The organism is Bacillus sp. JZ105, from assembly GCF_053903125.1.
On the sequence record NZ_CP096387.1, the window covers coordinates 3079698 to 3098526 of the forward strand.

The 18829-nt window shown below is 40.9% G+C and carries 18 protein-coding genes; 4 read left to right on the top strand and 14 right to left on the bottom strand.

Going from position 1 to position 18829, the window contains the following annotated elements:
- Positions 1 to 23: 23 nt before the first annotated feature.
- The 10 genes from M1D81_RS15930 to M1D81_RS15975 form a co-directional block, all read right to left on the bottom strand.
- Complete coding sequence (locus M1D81_RS15930) at positions 24 to 986, bottom strand: ABC transporter permease (protein WP_456266390.1); 963 nt, start codon at positions 984 to 986, stop codon at positions 24 to 26.
- The gene (locus tag M1D81_RS15935) at positions 961 to 1623 is read right to left on the bottom strand and encodes an ATP-binding cassette domain-containing protein (protein WP_456266389.1); all 663 of its coding nucleotides are present in this window, start codon (positions 1621 to 1623) and stop codon (positions 961 to 963) included. The genes M1D81_RS15930 and M1D81_RS15935 overlap by 26 nt, the downstream gene beginning before the upstream one ends.
- Positions 1624 to 1733: 110 nt before the next feature.
- A complete protein-coding gene (locus M1D81_RS15940; protein WP_456266388.1) occupies positions 1734 to 2237 on the bottom strand; it encodes a hypothetical protein in 504 nt (167 codons plus the stop codon).
- A gap of 231 nt (positions 2238 to 2468) precedes the next feature.
- On the bottom strand, positions 2469 to 3314 hold the full coding sequence (locus tag M1D81_RS15945) for an aldo/keto reductase (protein WP_039181397.1): 846 nt from the start codon (positions 3312 to 3314) through the stop codon (positions 2469 to 2471).
- 69 nt (positions 3315 to 3383) lie between these two features.
- Entirely contained in the window at positions 3384 to 4253 is an 870-nt protein-coding gene (locus M1D81_RS15950) for an ROK family protein (RefSeq protein WP_456267100.1), read from the bottom strand.
- A 62-nt stretch (positions 4254 to 4315) separates the two neighbouring features.
- Positions 4316 to 6331 (bottom strand): Na+/H+ antiporter, encoded by a 2016-nt coding sequence (locus M1D81_RS15955; protein WP_456266387.1) that lies wholly within the window; start codon positions 6329 to 6331, stop codon positions 4316 to 4318.
- Between the two features lie 312 nt (positions 6332 to 6643).
- The gene (locus M1D81_RS15960; protein ID WP_456266386.1) at positions 6644 to 7255 is read right to left on the bottom strand and encodes a trimeric intracellular cation channel family protein; all 612 of its coding nucleotides are present in this window, start codon (positions 7253 to 7255) and stop codon (positions 6644 to 6646) included.
- 148 nt (positions 7256 to 7403) lie between these two features.
- Positions 7404 to 7817, bottom strand: coding sequence for a disulfide oxidoreductase (locus M1D81_RS15965; protein ID WP_041107782.1), 414 nt, complete (start codon positions 7815 to 7817; stop codon positions 7404 to 7406).
- On the bottom strand, positions 7814 to 8500 hold the full coding sequence (locus M1D81_RS15970) for a DsbA family protein (protein WP_456266385.1): 687 nt from the start codon (positions 8498 to 8500) through the stop codon (positions 7814 to 7816). The genes M1D81_RS15965 and M1D81_RS15970 overlap by 4 nt, the downstream gene beginning before the upstream one ends.
- 140 nt (positions 8501 to 8640) lie before the next feature.
- Positions 8641 to 10740: a heavy metal translocating P-type ATPase gene (locus tag M1D81_RS15975; protein WP_456266384.1), complete on the bottom strand. Its 2100-nt coding sequence runs from the start codon at positions 10738 to 10740 to the stop codon at positions 8641 to 8643.
- A 413-nt stretch (positions 10741 to 11153) separates the two neighbouring features.
- Between M1D81_RS15975 and M1D81_RS15980 the strand changes: the two genes are divergently transcribed.
- The 3 genes from M1D81_RS15980 to M1D81_RS15990 are packed head-to-tail and all read left to right on the top strand — an operon-like array spanning position 11154 to position 13721.
- Positions 11154 to 11897: a metal ABC transporter ATP-binding protein gene (locus M1D81_RS15980; protein ID WP_456266383.1), complete on the top strand. Its 744-nt coding sequence runs from the start codon at positions 11154 to 11156 to the stop codon at positions 11895 to 11897.
- Positions 11897 to 12769: a metal ABC transporter permease gene (locus tag M1D81_RS15985; protein ID WP_456266382.1), complete on the top strand. Its 873-nt coding sequence runs from the start codon at positions 11897 to 11899 to the stop codon at positions 12767 to 12769. Before M1D81_RS15980 ends, M1D81_RS15985 begins: the two co-directional genes overlap by 1 nt.
- Positions 12770 to 12782: 13 nt before the next feature.
- Positions 12783 to 13721, top strand: coding sequence for a metal ABC transporter substrate-binding protein (locus tag M1D81_RS15990; protein ID WP_024423469.1), 939 nt, complete (start codon positions 12783 to 12785; stop codon positions 13719 to 13721).
- A 37-nt stretch (positions 13722 to 13758) separates the two neighbouring features.
- On the opposite strand, the gene M1D81_RS15995 is transcribed toward M1D81_RS15990, so the two are convergent.
- Positions 13759 to 14307, bottom strand: coding sequence for a hypothetical protein (locus M1D81_RS15995; RefSeq protein WP_456266381.1), 549 nt, complete (start codon positions 14305 to 14307; stop codon positions 13759 to 13761).
- An 88-nt stretch (positions 14308 to 14395) separates the two neighbouring features.
- Here M1D81_RS15995 and M1D81_RS16000 point away from each other — a divergent pair, with 88 nt between their 5' ends.
- Positions 14396 to 15001 carry a TetR/AcrR family transcriptional regulator gene (locus M1D81_RS16000; protein ID WP_456266380.1) on the top strand — a complete coding sequence of 202 codons (606 nt, stop codon included), beginning with the start codon at positions 14396 to 14398 and terminating at the stop codon, positions 14999 to 15001.
- Positions 15002 to 15020: 19 nt separating this feature from the next.
- Here the strand turns inward: M1D81_RS16000 and M1D81_RS16005 are convergent, their stop codons facing one another.
- From M1D81_RS16005 to aspA, 3 genes are all read right to left on the bottom strand, one after another.
- The gene (locus tag M1D81_RS16005) at positions 15021 to 15953 is read right to left on the bottom strand and encodes a response regulator (RefSeq protein ID WP_456266379.1); all 933 of its coding nucleotides are present in this window, start codon (positions 15951 to 15953) and stop codon (positions 15021 to 15023) included.
- On the bottom strand, positions 15950 to 17266 hold the full coding sequence (locus tag M1D81_RS16010; RefSeq protein WP_456266378.1) for a sensor histidine kinase: 1317 nt from the start codon (positions 17264 to 17266) through the stop codon (positions 15950 to 15952). The genes M1D81_RS16005 and M1D81_RS16010 overlap by 4 nt, the downstream gene beginning before the upstream one ends.
- Positions 17267 to 17382: 116 nt before the next feature.
- Positions 17383 to 18828, bottom strand: coding sequence for an aspartate ammonia-lyase (aspA, locus tag M1D81_RS16015; protein ID WP_024426050.1), 1446 nt, complete (start codon positions 18826 to 18828; stop codon positions 17383 to 17385).
- Between the last annotated feature and the right edge of the window lies 1 nt (position 18829).

An 18829-nucleotide genomic window follows, 5' to 3' on the forward strand; every position in this document is an offset into this window, starting at 1 on the left:
CCTCTATGTGAGAATAGGGGGATTTATACTACATATTTACTTTGCCGTTTTACCATAGTATAAGTCAGCAAGGATGACAAGCAGATAAGCAATGAAATGCAGATTAGAATTGTGATTATATTCATCGGAATAGGCACAAATAATTGGTAGTTCCCTTTAAAAGAAAACAGATGCATAGCTAAGTTGGCGATCATGTTTTTTAAATCAAAGACACCTAAGTTAGGGATCAATAAAAAATAGACCATATAGATAACCACAGATAAAATAAAACTTCGACATAAACTACCTAAATAAAAAACAAGTGTACTAAATAACCAGCTTGTACATACAACAAACATTAATTGAAGCAGTATAGAATGTTCGGTACTATCTTTATATGTAAACAATTGAACAGATATATCTTTTGATATGACAAAATAAAAGATATGACTGACCATATATGAAATAAGAGAAAGAATAGGAATTAAAAATAGAATGATTACATAAAGAGACAGTTGCTTTGAAAACAAAACATCGTTCCACTGATATTGAACCGCTTTAATTTTCATCGTTTTATATTTCACATCATATGTCGCTAAATAGATCGCATATAAACCAAATACAAGTGGATAAAAGATAAAACCCATCCATTCTAAATTAGTTGAAATGGCTTGAGTTGGCTCCATCAAATGAAGTGATTGAATAAACTTCTCATAATCGTATTTTAAGACATTTTCTACGACTTCTCCTTCGGCACCTGCTAATTCTCCTTCTTCTATGTTAACTGGCATCGTCAAAGCCTTTTTTATATCAATACCGAGCTCCTTATATTCATTTTCTGTTTTTACATATTGGGCATAGTTTGATTTTGTTGTTTCATATTGGGCATATACATTCCATAATGAAATCAGCATTAATGGAATAAACAAGATAAGAAATGTTTTAGCATAATGTTGATATAAAAGCTCTTTTTTCATTAATTTAAAGATATGTTTGATAAATGTCACCCAAATCCTCTCCTTTTTCCTGAAAGTCATGGATTTGAATCATTGATTTGTCTTTTAAAATAAACAATTCATCAACAATAGATGAATAAAATTCAAACTGATGACCTGTAGCTATAATGGTCATGTCTTTAGACCACTTCTTAATCATTGCTTTTAATTCCATCATTGTTCCATAATCTAAACCATTTGATATCTCATCTAAGAACAAATAAGTTGGTTTTGTTAATGCAATCAATATAAAACTCAATTTCTTTTTTTGGCCATAAGAGTAATGTTTGACCTTCTTTTTGAGGATCTCATGTGGTAGATATTCCCTTGCCAGTGTATCACACTTTTTTTGGTCAAAAGGGCTATTTAACAATAATCGTATATTTTGATAACCGTTTAGATTCAAATAGAGTGGGGAATCATCATACATGACCTGAATTTCATTCCTTACTTGATCAATTGGCTGATGATTATACAAGATCTCCCCTTCACACTGTTCTAACTGGAGTAAACATTTCATAAAAGTTGTTTTACCGGATCCATTCTTTCCCATGATGAAATTTATTTTTTGATGTTTTATTTGAACATGTAAATCTTCAAATACAGGCTGATGTCGATATGTTTTTGTCAATCCTTTTACATGGATCATTTTCCAAAAACTCCTCTTACTATTTTTTGAGATTATTTATAATATTTAAACAGCGCTACTATGATTTGTAAATAGTTCTTAAGCAGCGCCTTTTCTATTAATCTATCATATTAATCCCAACCATGTTTCCCTTTTCCATTAACCCAAACTCGATCTGTAAAAGAGTTACTCACAAAGGTAACATCTCCCCACGGAGTGGGTGTTCCAAATTTAAGAGTTGTTTTATGTGCCCATTTATGAAGGTTAGATCCCTTATAGTATCTTTTAGAACCATTTTTCACCACTTTGTTAGGGAAGACATAGCCTGCATCTTGAGAACCAGAACTCGATTTGACTTTACCCGAAGAATATTTCCAATCAACATATGATTTTGACCATGCCATAAAGCTCCCTCTAGATGTGGTTAGTCTTTTCGCATATACTTTCGAAGCACTTGTAGACATCTCACCTTTATTCGTTTCCTTTATTGTTTGTACATACATGGTACTACTTGAATAATCTTCTTGAATTACTTTTTGCTCCTTTCTTAAATCAACATTTGTTGCTTTGGCAAATGTCGTTGGTAGGATCGTGGTGCCCAAAGTTAACGACAAGCCAAGAATGACTTTTTTCATATAATTAACCTCCTTTTATTTACAATTAATAATTTACCATATAATTCATTATCATCCCATAAATTTCATAATATTTAAAATAGATTTAAGGAGTTCTCTCCTTTTTCAAGATAACTTAGGATCATAGATTGTCTGTCATTAATAGAAAAAACACCTTTCCATTAGTCATAGAGGTGGTGTATCACTCCTACGCCTATCGAAAGGTGTTTTGATAATTATTCTATTTCTTTATTATTCAAACCCAACCGTCATCGTCTCTGGATTTGAGCCGACGCGTTCGTTATTGTTTAATGCATCGATTTTTTCCATGTCTTCTTTGGAAAGCTCGAAGTCAAAGATGTCTGCATTTTGTTTAATGCGTTCTTCATTGATTGATTTTGGAATTGTCACGACACCGCTTTGCAGATCCCAGCGCAAGATGACTTGAGCAACAGATTTGTTGTAGCGTGCAGCAATGTCTTTCAATACGTCATGATCTAATAGCTTCCCTTGCATCAGCGGAGACCATGCCTCAATTTGAATGCCTTTTTCCTTTGCATATTGACGCAGTTCAACAAGTGTCAGTTTCGGATGAAATTCAACTTGGTTCACAGCTGGAACAACCTCAGCATCTTTTAACAGCTCTTCTAAATGCTGAATGTAGAAATTGCTGACTCCAATGGCTCTGACTTTCCCGTCTTTATAAAGCTTCTCAAGTGCGCGCCATGTATCTTTAAATGTATCTGCATTTGGTCCAGGCCAATGAATCAAATAAAGGTCTAAGTAATCAAGACCTAATCGGTTTAAGCTTGCGTCAAACGCTTCAAGCGCTTTGTCATAGCCTTGATCTGTGTTCCATACTTTAGACGTAATAAATAAGTCTTCTCGTTTCACGCCAGATTCTTTAATCGCTTTTCCTACGCCTGTCTCATTTTTATAAACAGCTGCCGTATCAATGCTGCGATATCCGTTTCGTATGGCTGCTTTTACGGCATCTACTACTTGATTGCCGTCCTCCACTTTGAATACACCTAAACCAAACCAAGGCATTTCGACTCCGTTATTCAGTGTTACGGTATCATTCAAGCTTTTGACCATTTTAACAACCACCTTTTTTATAGATTCCATCTCTTTCATTATCTCATGTTGTGCTTCAAAACTCTATTATCAGGCGTTTCTCTTCGCTTCGACGGCTAAGAGCAGCGCACCTGTCATGCCAGCCTTGTCCTCAAGTCCAGGGGAGACAATGTATGTATCAAACGGCGGCAGGTCCACATAATCATTGACATAAGCAGCCAGCTTCTCTCGAATGAGTGGGAATAGCTGCTTTTGCTTCATGACGCCTCCGCCCATGATGATGCGCTCTGGGCTTAAAATGAGTGAGTACTGCATAAGCGCCTGCGCTAAATAATCTGCTTCAAGTGCCCAAACCGCTTCTTCCTGCGTAAGCTCTTTGGCGGGTTTTCCCCACCTTTTCTCAATCGCTGGTCCAGCTGCCAGTCCTTCTAAACAATTTCCATGTGCCGGACAGACACCTGCAAACGAATCCGATTCATCCTGTCTGATAAGGATATGTCCCATCTCAGGATGTGAATGGCCGTGTAAAAGCTCATTTTTCACAACAGCTCCCGCACCAATGCCTGTACCGACTGTGATATACAAACAGCTGCTTAGCCCTTTGGCTGCCCCTTTTGTTAATTCACCTAGTGCCGCGGCATTGACATCGGTTGTAAAAGATACGGGGACACCTAATTGCTTCTCAAGCTCAGGAATGAACGGATAATGCTTCCACTCCACTTTTGGCGTGTTCATGATATAACCGTATGAAGGATCATCCTTTTGAACACAAATGGGTCCAAAGGAGCCAACCCCTAATGCTGCAATGTCATGCTGCTCGAAAAATGGAATGAGCTTCTGTATTGTTATCTCTGGATGCTCTGTCGGAATCGTCATTTCCTCTAAGATGTCTCCATGCTCATTGCCGATTGCACAACAAAATTTTGTACCCCCAGCTTCAATTGCTCCATAATAGGCCATCATTGATCTCCCCCTGCTCGTCTCTTTCTTCATCATAAAACATGGGGGAGAAGATGACAACATCACGTATTAGTGAGCAGAACAGCCTCCATGTCATTGATATACTCCCTTAAATGATGGGCAATATCACGATTGATCTCACCATCTTCATATAAGGTTTGAATTTCATTTCGAATCGACTGTACAGCTTGGAAGTTAAGCTCTTTTTTCTTCCGGTCAAATGAACGGTCTTTTTGCTGGAAGAAGCTTGGACCGTGTTCACAGCGGAAAATCACTTGGTTGTAAAAACCAATCACTTGGTGGCACGTTTGTTTGTTTTCATCTGTCATATGCTGTTTGATCGAGTCTACCGCAGCTTCAGCCGTTTTCTTACGGATTTGTTTGTACGAGTCCTCTTTTTCTAAAATACCGTTTGAAATGTGCTGATTCGGCCGCCATAATTGCAGCCATTGAAGCAAGCGGAGAAACTTCACCTTTGAAAAACGAATTTTGAATGAGTTTGAGTACAGCATTTCCAGCTCATGAAATCTCTCTTGCAGCTCATAAGCTTCTTCCTTGTCAATTTTCTCTTCTTCAATTAATTGTTGAAGTTTCATCTGCTCTGCTTTGATACCATGCAGTCTGATTTTTCGCTCTTGTTTTCTCATCCCGAATTGGTATGGTTCACGCTGGATATTTCTCAGCTTCATTCGGTAATCATTGATGAGTGCAAGGGATACTTCCCTGTTGTCCTCATTCATCCCCTCTTTTAACGTTTTAATCGCGCTTCTCAGCAGTTTTCGTTTCGCATGCTGAATCTTTGTATCCAAGTCCACGTCGACTTGTTTGTCTTTTTTCTCAGATAAAAGAGGCAGTAACACACTGGCTATAATGAGTGTACATAAGATGACGCCTGCTGCGAGGAAGATAATCAAGTGCCGCTCTGGAAATGGTGATCCGTCCGCGAGCGTAAATGGGATAGAGAAGGCACCTGCTAATGTCACAGCCCCGCGGACACCAGAGAATGTCATGAGCATCGAGGCGCGAAACTTCGGCTTTTTCACATTTTGCTTTTTCGTTGCACTCCATTTCCCTGCCCAGAACAGCCATACCCATAAGAAGCGCAGCACCATGAGACAGAGCGTAATAATTAAGATGTAGCCAATCACCTGCATGTTATTAAAGGATTCATCTTGGAAAATGACTGTAGAAACATCCGGAATCTGCAATCCAAGTAAGACGAAAACAAGTCCGTTTAAAATAAATAAAATAATATTCCATGTGTTTGATGAAGCAATTTGCAGTTTGGCTAAATTCGCTTCCATTCGGTCTTGCTCAATGGCATGTGTCACACCGCCAGCCACAACGGCTAAAATTCCGGATACACCGATTTCTTCCGCTGCTAAATAAATCACAAATGGTGTAAGAATTTGTAGGATGATATGCATTGTGACATCGTCCATTCCTAAACGGCGGAGAAAATAGCGAAAACGAATGATAAAAAAGGATAGAATAAATCCAGTCAATAAACCGCCTGCGGCAATCAGTATAAAACTAAAGGATGCCTGAGCAATTGAAAAGGCTCCTGTCACCGTTGCAGCAATGGCAAATTTAAAGGCGACAAGTCCTGATGCATCGTTCATCAGCCCTTCTCCTTCCAGCAGTCTCATGATGCCCTTTGGCATATTCACACGGCTGGATAAAGCACTTACTGCCACCACATCTGTCGGTGATAAAATTGCTGCAAGCGCAAATGCGGCTGGAAGCGGTATGCTTGGAATCATCCAATGAATGGTATATCCCGCTACAATGACGGTCGCAAACACTAAACCAAGCGCTAGAAGAAGAATCGGTGCTCTTAATTTCCATAGCTCGTCCCTTGGGGTACGCTTCCCGTCATTAAATAACAGCGGCGCAATAAATAGAACGAAGAAGAGTTCAGGATTTAAAGAAATATGTAAACCTGAAGGAAAAGCTGCCACCAATATTCCTAAGCCCACTTGAATTAGCGGAACGGGAATAAAGGGGACAAAACGATTGATAATATTAGATGCTGCAATGAGTGCCAGTAGTACGAGCACTGCCAAAAAAATCTCCACTAGTACATGTCCCTCCTATGTATATCTTTCGTCAAGTTTTGCTTACATGCAAAGATGTGTTCATTTCATCATCCATCCGATCAGAAGTGCTTTTTTAGTATTCCGCAAAAAGTGAAACCAACACATAACAATCCATCTAGGCAAAAAAAGGCTGAATCTAGATATTCAGCCTGCTGACAAAATTTTCATCATATGTATTGTTCAAATGATGAACAAAAGACCCTGTTTTTATTTTACACGAAAACTCCATCATCTGCTGATATTCAGCTCTTATTAAACACAAAAAAAGAGCGGAATCGCCCTTTTTCCGTTTTACCCTTTATTTAAAAAATAAGACCTGGCGGGAAGGCGCCATTTGAATAAGTAGGAACAAACCCTGCATGCGACGAGGATGACAAACAGCAGATATAAAGCAAGCTCTCCTTGCGCTAAGCCGAGTCCGACGAATAAGCCGCCAAGGGCTGCCCATACGGCGTAGATCTCTGCTTTTAGCACAAGCGGCTTTCGTCCTGCTAATAAATCACGCACAATTCCGCCGCCGCTTCCAGTCAAAATGGCTGCCACAATGACTGCACTGAGCGGGAGTTCTCTTTGCACAGCAAATAATGCGCCTTGAATCGCAAACGCTGCTAAACCGATCGCATCCGAGAAATTTCCCCATGTGCTCCAGTGCTTGAGCAAAAGCTTTGGAAAAAGAAACACAATCGTAATGGATACAAGGGCAATCGTAAACATTTTGCCCTGTGACCATAAGGCAGACACCGGCAGACCAATTAATAAATTCCGAATCGCTCCACCGCCAAATGCTGTCACAATCCCTAAAATGTACACACCAAGAATATCGTACTCTTCCTCCATTGCCACAATCGCACCACTAATAGCGAATGCGACAATGCCAATGATACTTAAGACTTCCCATGCCATTTTCCGCTTATCTCCTTACCTTTATCTGATTATCTAACACTACTCCATTAATGTATATCTGACACAGGTGAAAAGCAATACAAATTTTCTTTAAATTTTATCTTTTTGCAAAAATAAAAACAGCCCGCTTATAAGCAGGCTATCTCTTTCAATCTTCTTTTGCATTTAACAGCAGCATACTAATGATGATGAGAATAAATGCAATAAGGGCTAGTAGTGGAATGGTGATAAAACCAAACCAGTTCAAATAATCAACGGAACAAGGAATACCGCTCAGGCAAGGGCGAATCGATGCAAAGCCAGGTATCTTTTGTTCCATATAATGATAGATAGAAAAACAAGCGCCAATTACAGCCAAAGGCAGAACGTAATATTTCACTTTCACATCGCCTCTGAATGTCGCAATTCCAAGTAAAAGCACGAGCGGGTACATGAAAATGCGCTGAAACCAGCACATATCGCATGGGATAAACTTCTTTACTTCACTTAAATACAGGCTGCTCATCGTCGCAACGATAGAAACGATCCAAGCACTGTATAAGTAAACAAGCTTATTCCTCATGATTTTTTCCCTTTGAGCTCTTGATCAATTAATTCTTTGATTTCATCATAGTCATAAAAGTTTTCGACTTGTTTGTTGTTAATGAAAAGAGTTGGTGTTGCATTCACTTTATATTGTTTCACAAGCTGATCGTCTGTGTTCAGCTGCGGCTGATATGTTTTCTTTGATAGGTTATCTTTAAGCTTGTCCGTATCTATTTTTGTTGTCTTTTTCGCTAGCTCCGTCAGCTTAGCAGGCGTGACCCATTCTGCTTCACTATCTGGCTGTGCTTGATAGACAGCTTCATGAAATGCCCAAAAGTTTTTCGGATCTTCTTTCCACACTTCTTCAGAAGCTAGTGCCGCCAGCACTGCGCCATCTCCATGAACAGGAAGTGGCAAGTTAATAAACGAAAATGATACATCGCCTTTATCTATGTAGTCCGCTTTCAGCTTTGGGAAAATGTCTGTTTCAAATGATTTACATGATGGACATTTATAATCCCCAAACTCGACAATTTGTACGGCTGCGTTTTTATCTCCCATGACAGGCTGTCCTTTAATAGAAGGCTTACTGTCAACCGTTTGTGCTTCTTTGCTGTTGTTATTTCCAATGACGACGAATAATCCGATGAGAAGAGCTGCGATAATGGTTAAAATGACAGCAAATTTAATGGATGATGATTGATTATTTTTTTTACTCACATAAGCACCTACCTTATTTTTTCATTCCTTCAAAAGAAAAAGGATAATAGCTTAGAATAATGCCATTATCCAACTTCTTCTATTTTAACAAGAGGGGATTCATTATGAAAGATGGTATTCATGAATTTTTCCTAACAATTTTATTTCATTACCCTCATGGCATTTAAAACAGCGAGTACAGTCACACCGACATCCGAGAAGACGGCTTCCCACATGGTCGCAATACCAAATGCTCCGAGTAATAGGAAAACCCCTTTAACCCCAAGGGCAAATGCAATGTTCTGCCATACAATTCTTCTTGTTCGCTTAGCGACAGCGATGGCTTCTGCAACTTTTGACGGCTGGTCTGTCATAATGACGATATCAGCCGCTTCTACCGCTGCATCTGAACCAAGTCCGCCCATCGCAATTCCTATGTCTGCTCTTGCTAATACGGGTGTATCATTAATGCCGTCCCCAACAAATAATAATTTTTCTTGAGGCGCTTTAATCTGATCAATTTCTTCTAATTTCGTTACTTTATCCTGCGGCAATAATTCGGCATGTACTTCATCAATGCCAATTTGCTGGGCGACCGCTGTTCCGACTTGCTTGGCATCACCAGTCAGCATGACTGTTTGAATGCCAGAAGCTTTTAGAGCAGAGACGGCTTCAATTGCATCATCTTTTAATTCATCTGCAATCAAGATCGATCCGGCAAACTCACCATTAATGGCCATGTACACAACTGTTCCGCTTCGTTTTTCTTTTTCATACGAAATGCCTTCTCGTTCCATCAAGCGATGATTTCCCGCTAACACTTGGGAACCACTGATGGTTGCTTTAATTCCATGTCCCGCAATATCTTCATATGCTTCGATCTTGCTTTCATCAAGCGGCGAACCATATGCCGCTTTAATTGATTCAGCAATCGGATGTGAGGAATGAGCTTCTGCTAAAGCTGCAAAAGAAAGCAGCTCCTCTTCTGACCACTTGTCGCTCATTGTCACGATATTGGTCACCGTAAAGTTTCCTTTTGTGAGTGTGCCCGTCTTATCAAATACAGCATAGCTCACAGAGTTTAGTGCTTCTAGATAGTTACTGCCTTTTACAAGGATGCCTCGTTTAGAAGCTGCCCCAATTCCCCCGAAGAATCCTAATGGGATCGACACGACAAGCGCACAAGGACAAGAAATCACAAGGAAAACGAGTGCCCGGTAAACCCAGTCAGACAATTGAGCTGATGGAATGAGAAGCGGCGGCACAAAGGCAAGCAGCAATGCCAATACAACAACAGCCGGTGTGTAGTATTTTGCAAACTTTGTGATAAAGTTTTCTGTCTGTGCTTTTCGGCTGCTCGCATTTTCAACCAAATCTAAAATTTTCGTCACTGCCGATTCGCTTAGCCCCTTTTGCACTTCAATTTCAAGAATACCGTTTTGATTCACAAATCCTGCAAGAACTTCTTTCCCTGCTTCTACATCCCGCGGCACAGACTCACCTGTTAATGCGGAGGTATCCACAAGTGAAAATCCTTCAATAACGAGACCATCAAGCGGAATTTTTTCGCCTGGTTTCACGACGATACGGTCACCGACTTTTACTTCTTCCGGCTTCACTTTTTTCGTTTCATTTCCTACTTTGAGATTCGCATATTCAGGGCGAATATTCATTAATTCACTAATGGATCGTCTTGAACGATTCACTGCTGCCCCTTGGAACAGCTCTCCAATTTGGTAAAACAGCATCACTGCCAGTGCCTCTGGATATTGCTGAATCACAAAAGCGCCAGCTGTTGCAATGGTCATTAAGAAGTTTTCATCAAATACTTGGCCGCGCACGATATTTTTCAGCGCTTTAAAAACCACATCACCGCCGACTAGTAAATAAGCTGCGAAAAACATGATAAATTTCAGTAAGCCATCTTCTGGTATAAAATAAGCTGCTGTTCCAATGACTGCACCGCCAATTAATTTGAGCACAATCGCTTTTAAATTTTTTGTCCCATGATCATGATCGTGGTGATGTCCTTCTTCTTTTGGTGATACACTCACATGAGGTTCGATGGACTGAACCGTTTTTTCAATACGCTTTGACATCGTTTCTTGCTTATCTGCATGTGTGACAGTCAATGTCCCTGTCGCAAAATTAACGGAACAAGCTTCAACGCCATCCATTTTGCTGACACCTGTTTCAATTTTACGTGCACAGTTTCCACAATCAAGACCGCTTAATACGTATTCATCCTTCATTTTTTTCATGTTCTCACCTTTTTTCTATATGATAAGTAACGTTCCCTGGATCGATGAAACCTATTAAAAACCAAAAACTTTATATATGAGCATATATTCATATATTGGATTACCTTTATTATATGAGGAGTTCTTGTCTTCTGTCAATCATTTCTGAAGAAATCATTGGTTTTTTGTGTCCTATTCTGTCACACGGATTTCCAAAAAACCAAGCTCATGTCCTCCGCTCCCCGCATAACATAAAAACGATCATTTTGCAGTTTTTCTCTTTACAAAAGAAGGACAGACGCTTAGAATAAAATAAAAGTTTCCCTAAGGAAACAAATTAGCATTAGAGAATCATTTCATCCTTTAGTCAAAATTATTTAATATATGCATATATCTTTAGGAAGTGCAATGATGATTGAAAGGGGCCGCAAGAGATGTCAAATGCTTTAACAATCGACCGTCTTCATGTCTCATATCACGGACAGGATGCATTAGAGAATGTCTCTCTTTCCATACAGGAAGGGACAATGACAGGAATCATCGGTCCAAATGGTGCTGGTAAATCGACGTTACTCAAGGCATGTTTGGATCTCATTGAAAAAGACCAAGGGGATATTCGTTTTTTTGAACAGCCCTTTAAACAAGTCAGAAAACAGATCGCCTATGTACCGCAGAGAAATGATTTAGATTGGACGTTTCCGATTCATGTACTGGATACCGTACTACTTGGAACATATCCGAAGCTCGGACTAATCAAACGTCCAAAAAAAGAAGACCGGGCATATGCGTATCACTGTTTAGAAAAAGTCGGGATGCAGGACTTTGCCAAAAGACAAATCGGTGAGTTATCCGGCGGACAGCAGCAGCGTGTCTTCCTTGCAAGGGCACTTGCTCAAAACGCACAGCTCTTCTGTTTGGATGAACCATTTGTCGGAATTGATATGGCAAGTGAAGAAACGATGGTTCGCATTTTGAAGGAATTACGAAATGAAGGGAAAACCATTTTGGTTGTCCATCACGATTTGAGTAAGGCAGATGATTATTTCAGCCATCTTGTTCTGTTAAATAAAAAACTCATCAAATCAGGGCCTGTACACGACATCCTTCGCCCAGAGATCATGCTGGAAGCATATGAAACACAGCTGCCATTCTTAAAATCAGCAGGAGGAGACGTGTAATGGAATTTTTAACCGGACTCTTTGAATATGCTTTTTTACAAAAAGCGCTATTTACATCTGTCATGGTAGGCATCATTTGCGGTGTTATCGGCTGCTTTATCATTTTACGCGGCATGGCCCTGATGGGAGACGCCATTTCACACGCCGTACTGCCAGGGGTCGCGATCTCTTATATGCTTGGAATTAACTTTTTCTTTGGGGCTGTTTTAACTGGCGTGTTAACAGCAATTGGGATCGGTTATGTGAGTCAAAACAGCCGCATAAAAAATGATTCTGCCATCGGCATTGTCTTTACAGCCTTTTTCTCAATCGGGATTATTTTGATCACATTTTTGAAAAGTTCAAGTGATCTATATCATATTCTATTTGGAAACGTTCTAGCTGTTCGATCATCTGATATGTGGATTACACTGGGAATCGGTATTTTCATTTTGCTAGCCGTCATTGTTTTCTACAAGGAACTGCTCATTAGTTCATTTGATCCGGTGATTTCTTCGGTTTACGGTTTGCCGAATCGTATGATTCATTATTTTCTCATGACCTTATTGACCCTTGTGACCGTTGCATCACTGCAAACCGTTGGGATTATTCTTGTCGTTGCCATGCTGATCACGCCGGCAGCCACCGCTTATCTCTTAACGGACCGGCTCTGGATCATGATTTATTTATCTGCTTTTTTCGGTGCTGTTTCTGCTGTCGTAGGTCTTGGGCTTAGCTTTACGTATAACTTGTCATCAGGCGCTTCCATCGTGCTGGTCGCGACCATTTTATTCGGCAGTGCCTTTATCTTTTCACCAAAGCAAGGCATTCTATGGAAATCATTAAAATCTAAACGAAAACGAACGCACTTAAAAAAGGAAGCGTCTATGTAAAAGGAGGACATTTATGAAGAAGGTATTTGCTATCCGTTTGACCGCAGTATTCATTGCCCTTATGATCATCGCAGGCTGTTCGACCAAGCAAAGTAATTCCGGTAAAGATGACGGCACATTAAAAGTTGTCACGACCTACTCCATTCTTTATGACATTGTGAAGGAAGTAGGCGGGCAGCATGTCTCTATTCACAGCATTGTTCCTATTGGTACAGATCCACACGAATTTGACCCACTGCCAAAGGATGTTCAGTATACGACGGATGCAGACCTTGTTCTATATAATGGCTTGAACCTTGAAACAGGGAACGGCTGGTTTCAAAAGCTGCTTGAATCGAGCGGCAAGGACGGGGATGATGCCCCTGTAGCCGAGCTGAGTAAAGGCGTCAAAGTGAAGCATTTATCCTCAAAAGGCCTTGAAAGCCAGCAGGACCCGCACGCATGGCTGAATGTCGAGAATGGGATCCTTTATGCCCAAAATGCCCGAGATGCGCTCATTCAAGCGGACCCTGAACATAAAGAGGATTACGAAAAAAATGCAGAAGCCTATATCAAAAAGCTTCAAGCTCTTCACGATGAAGCTAAAGACAAGTTTGATCAGCTGCCAAAAGATAAAAAGCTCCTTGTCACAAGTGAAGGGGCATTCAAATATTTTGCAGAGGCGTATGGATTGAAAGCCGGCTACATTTGGGAGATCAACACAGAAAGTGAAGGAACACCAGGACAAATGAAGCGCATTATTCATTTTGTCAAAGATCATCAAGTTCCTGCACTCTTTCTTGAAACAAGTGTTGATAAACGCAGCCTTGAAAGCCTCTCTGAGGAAACCGGGGTTCCGATCAAAGGAAAAGTCTTCACTGACTCTATTGGAAAAGAAGGCGAAGATGGAGACAGCTACTATAAGATGATGAAATGGAATATCGACACCATTTACAAAGGGCTGTCATCATAAGAAAAGACAGGTGGAGTGAATCCGCCTGTCTTTTTTGTCAGCCTGTTATATTTTCTGGATGTTTTTTCGGCCAAATGACGTAGCTGATGCTAATGATGAAATCAATCGTTAAGATCATCCCCCATGTATTGACAAGCTGCAGCAGCGCTTCCGTCCGCTCTGGTGCTTGGATGAGATAGGTCAATCCATATAACAGCCCCGCTCCAATAACATAAGAAATGAAATGCCGCGCCCAGCCGACCATTTCATACACAGACCGCTCTTTCCCGTACTTTGGTTTTCCCTTTGGCTTAGGACCTCCTGCAAATCGATAGGCAAACCTAGCATCTGCCCATTTCACCATTTGATGTCCGAAGGCAAGGCTCACACCAATATAAACAGCCGCAAGCCCGTGGATAACACTCGCCACAGCCCCTTGCCTTAAATCTATATAAGTAGCCGCAAGAAGGATGAGATCTAAAACCGGCGTACAGACAAGAAAAAAAGCACCCCACTTTTTCTGTTTAAACACATAACGAAGCGTTAAGCCCATTAGAATAAACAGCCAAAAACCAATTTCACATGCCACAATCAATAACCCGACCAATTTCTCCACATCCTTTTTAATACGATTGTATTAAATAAAAAATAACACATCTGTGTTAAAAAAACAACAGCTATGCTAAAATCAATGTATGCCAAAAATCGTCGATCACCATAAACAAAAACAAAAGGTCGCTCAAGCTGCAATGAGAGTGATTAAACAAGAGGGATTGGAAAACGCTTCTGTACGAAAAATAGCAGTCGAAGCTGGAATTTCAGCCGGCTCTATGCGTCATTATTTTTCCACACAGCAAGAGTTATTTCTCTTCTCTATGAATTTAATTCAGGAAAGAGTCAAGGAGCGGATTACAGGGCTTGCATTAAACGGTTCAACGGAGGAAAATGTCCTCACTTTATTGGAGCAGCTTCTTCCACTTGATGAAGAACGAAAATTTGAAATGGAGGTGTGGCAGGCTTTTACAGTCAAGGCGCTGACTGAACCAGATCTACAGCCGCTCAATGCAAAGATGTATGACGAGCTTTTCCAAACGGTGCAATATTGTTTAACGAAATTGAAAGAGGATGGGCTGCTGCTAACTGATATCGATCTTTTATTAGAAACTGAGCGGCTTTATGCGGTCATCAATGGGCTTGCATTGAATGGAATCGTGCAGCCCGAACGTATACCGCCTCAGCTCATACGCTCCGTACTGCAGATGCACCTGCAATCCATCACAAAAAAAGACATGTCTCCTTAATTGGAGAGCATGTCTTTTTTTAATCTTCCATAAAAATACGTTTCGCTTCGTAATAAAGCACCTGCACAAATTTCTTCACATTGATGCGGGTGTGTTCTTCTCTTCCGCTCATCTCTTTCGTCAATTCACTCATTTTTTTTCGTACGATGGTGAAATCGAAAAATTTAGATGCGTAATTTTCAAACGTTGGATGAGAAAAATCGGTTAGCCCAAGTGATGCGATGTGCTTTAATGATTGGTTGATCGCACGTCTTACCCGCTGTTCGGCTGCCTTTGCTTCTCTTGCGATGTCTGCCGATGTATAGGGCTCACCTAACTTATCCTCCGTAATCCCAGTGAAAATGATCTTTAAAGAAGGAAAGGAATCATGATGATCAGCATGCAGCGATAAATACTGGTCTATAAACAGAATCATATCTAATAAATCTTTAGACCCCTTCTCCCCAACAATACCAAGCTCCGCCAGCAAAAACTGCCCCGCCTCTGCAAGACTTTTCCCCCGCTGCTTCGTTTTCGTCTGACCGCGCTGCTGAAATTGCATGACCGATTTGAGTGAGTGCTGAATATTTTCAATTGAATGCTCTAAATGAAGACGTTCAATCATGAGATGGAGAACACTTAAGACCTCTACACGATTGATCGGCTTTGTCACATAATATTCGACGCCAAGCGTATACGCCTGTCCGATTAATTCCTTTGTTTCAACCTGTGACAGCATTAAGTATTTTCCATGAAACTCATCCTTGATCGCTCGAATCGTTTCAAGCCCGTCTCTTTCCGGCATCAATAGATCAATACATAAGATATCAATGTGCAAATCATTTAAGTAGCTGGCTGTTAACTCTGCGCCATCCTCTGCTTCCCCGGCCACAATGCCAAGCTCTTCATCTTCAATGAGCTGTGCCAGTGAAGAACGAACGGCTTCATCATCATCAACAATAAAAAATCTCATCTCCCAATCCCCTCTTTTCTACTGACTTGATCTACTGGTATCGTTAATGTGAAAATCGTTTGTTCATTTGGGATACTCTTCATCTCAACACTTCCGCCAAGCTTCTCCGCTGTATCCTTTACATAGGCAAGCCCGATACCGCTCGATGGATTCCCAGCCTGATCGTATTTTAAAGTGAAGCCCGGTTTAAAAATCACATGATGATTACGTTCTTTAATGCCGGGTCCGTTGTCACTGATTTGAAAAATCACGCGGTTTTCTTTCCGTGAAATAGAAAGTGACACTTCTCCTTCTACAGGAATGGCTTCCACAGCGTTGGATACGATGTTATTTAACAAAGATAGAATGGTATACACGTGATAGGCGGGATGCTGCCCATCTTCATCATAATGAAAGACGATGTTTTTTTTAAGAGATTCTGCATAATTTTCATGAATGCGAATGACAAGCCCAGCGATATGAGAAGGACTCTCATAAGCCTGGAAGTTTTCCTCATGAATCAGCTTTGATAAGGCAGAAAAAATCCGCTGGTTATCCTTTTTGATTTCATGCACCTCTCCTGCAATCTGCAAGGCGGTTTTACCGAGCTTTTTCAAATCCAATGATTCCACATCCTTTGCGTGGTGAAGGGATTGATACAATTGATAGGATGTGGCTGTAATGTGCTCAGCATGTGCGAGTGTTTTATGAAAATATGTAGATTCTGTGTAAAGGTTAGACAGAAGCATCAGCAGATGTTCCTTTTCTTTTTTCATCTGACGCTCTCTCGCCTGCTCTTCATATAAGCGAATCATTGTATAACAAGCCAATACGAAAAAGCTTCTGAAAATCGCCAAAACAAATAATTGGAACAGCGTCCTCACCGTTAAAATTTCATCCATCGTGCCTCGAAGTGCGATGATTTCAAGAACGCTTGCGCACAGCTCCATGACGATGCCTGTTGCTCCAATCAGCCATGGCTGATCGCGGAAACGTCTGACCTTCAATAAATAAAAGAGTGTGCCATAGACAACATAATAAAGCAGGGAAGGAAATCTTAATGAAACTGCCTCTTCCAGCGGAAGATGCCCTGTCACAGTTGTATCAAGCAGCACGCGAAACACAAAAACAGATATCCCAGCGATAATGCCGCTTGTCCATGCCGGAAATCTTTTCATTTGAAGCAGGATAAAGAAAAAGACAACGGTTCCAAAGCTGACCCGAAAGCTGTCCTCAAACGGATAAAATTTAAACTCTCCGCCAATCGGCGTCAGTACAATGAGCAGCACAATTAAATAAGGCTCTGTATTCAGCCATTTTTTCAGTAGATTCAAACGCAGTCACATCCCTAATAATTGACGATAGTATACTATGTGAGCTAAAGAAAAACAAACCTCCATGAAAAAGCGCACACCGGAACTTTGCCGGTGTGCGCTTCTCATGATGCCGCTTAATCTTCTAAACGATCCTTTTCTAAAAGTGATGCGCCAGCAATACCTGGTTTTGTCATTTCAAAAGGATTTAAGATGACATCAAGCTCTTCCTCTGTTAACACATCATTTTGCAGACAAAGCTCACGTACAGATGCGCCTGTAAGGATGGCTTCTCTTGCAATTCGTGCAGCCGCTTCATAACCAATGTGCGGGTTCACCGCCGTCATGACACCGGCACTTTTTTCTACATATTCTTTTAATCTAGATTCATCTGCTTTTAGGTCACGCAAGCAGTTGTCCACGAAAGACTCGAATACATTTTTCATCATGCTGAGAGATTGAAGCAGGTTGAACACTAACACTGGTTCCATAACGTTCAGTTCAAGCTGGCCAGCCTCTGATGCAAGACAGATTGTGTGATCGTTCCCAATGACTTGGAATGCCACTTGGTTCATGACCTCAGGCATAACTGGGTTGACTTTCCCTGGCATGATGGATGAACCTGGCTGTCTCGGCGGCAGGTGCAGCTCACCAAAGCCTGCTCTTGGCCCTGAAGCCATCAGACGAATATCGTTCGCCATTTTGGACATGTTCATCATACATACTTTAAGTGCAGCCGATACTTCTGTATAAGCATCCGTATTTTGCGTTGCATCGACTAAGTCTTCAGCACCAACTAACGGTAATCCGCTAATGTCAGATAGGTAGCCAACCACTTGGCGAATATATTTAGGATCTGCATTCAATCCAGTTCCGACTGCTGTTGCCCCCATATTGACTTCATATAAATGCTGTCTAGACTGCTTGATACGTTTAATATCACGAGCAAGAACTTTTGCATACGCACTAAACTCTTGTCCAAGTCTGATTGGAACAGCGTCCTGAAGATGTGTGCGTCCCATTTTGATGACATGATCGAATTCCTGCGCTTTTTCGGTCATGACTTGATGCATGTTTTCCATCGTATAAAGTAGTTTTTCAATCATATTCAATGTTGAAATATGAATCGCTGTTGGGAAAACGTCGTTTGTTGACTGCGACATGTTCACATGCGTGTTTGGACTTAGCTCAGTATAAGCGCCTTTTTCCTTTCCTAGTAGTTCAAGCGCTCTGTTTGCAATGACTTCATTGGCATTCATATTCATTGAAGTGCCAGCCCCGCCTTGAATTGGATCAACAATAAATTGATTGTTCCATTTTCCTTCGATGACCTCATCTGCTGCTTGAACAATTTTTTCTCCAAGACCAGAATATAGCCGCTGTGTATCCATATTTGCAAGTGCGGCTGCCTTTTTGACAATCCCTAATGCTTTGATGAGTTCCTCATGAATACGGTAGCCTGTAATTGGAAAGTTCTCCACTGCACGTAATGTTTGAATTCCATAATATGCTTGAGTGTCTACTTCCTTTTCACCTAGAAAGTCTCGTTCGATTCGAACTTGCTTGTCCTGTAGCTTCGTCATT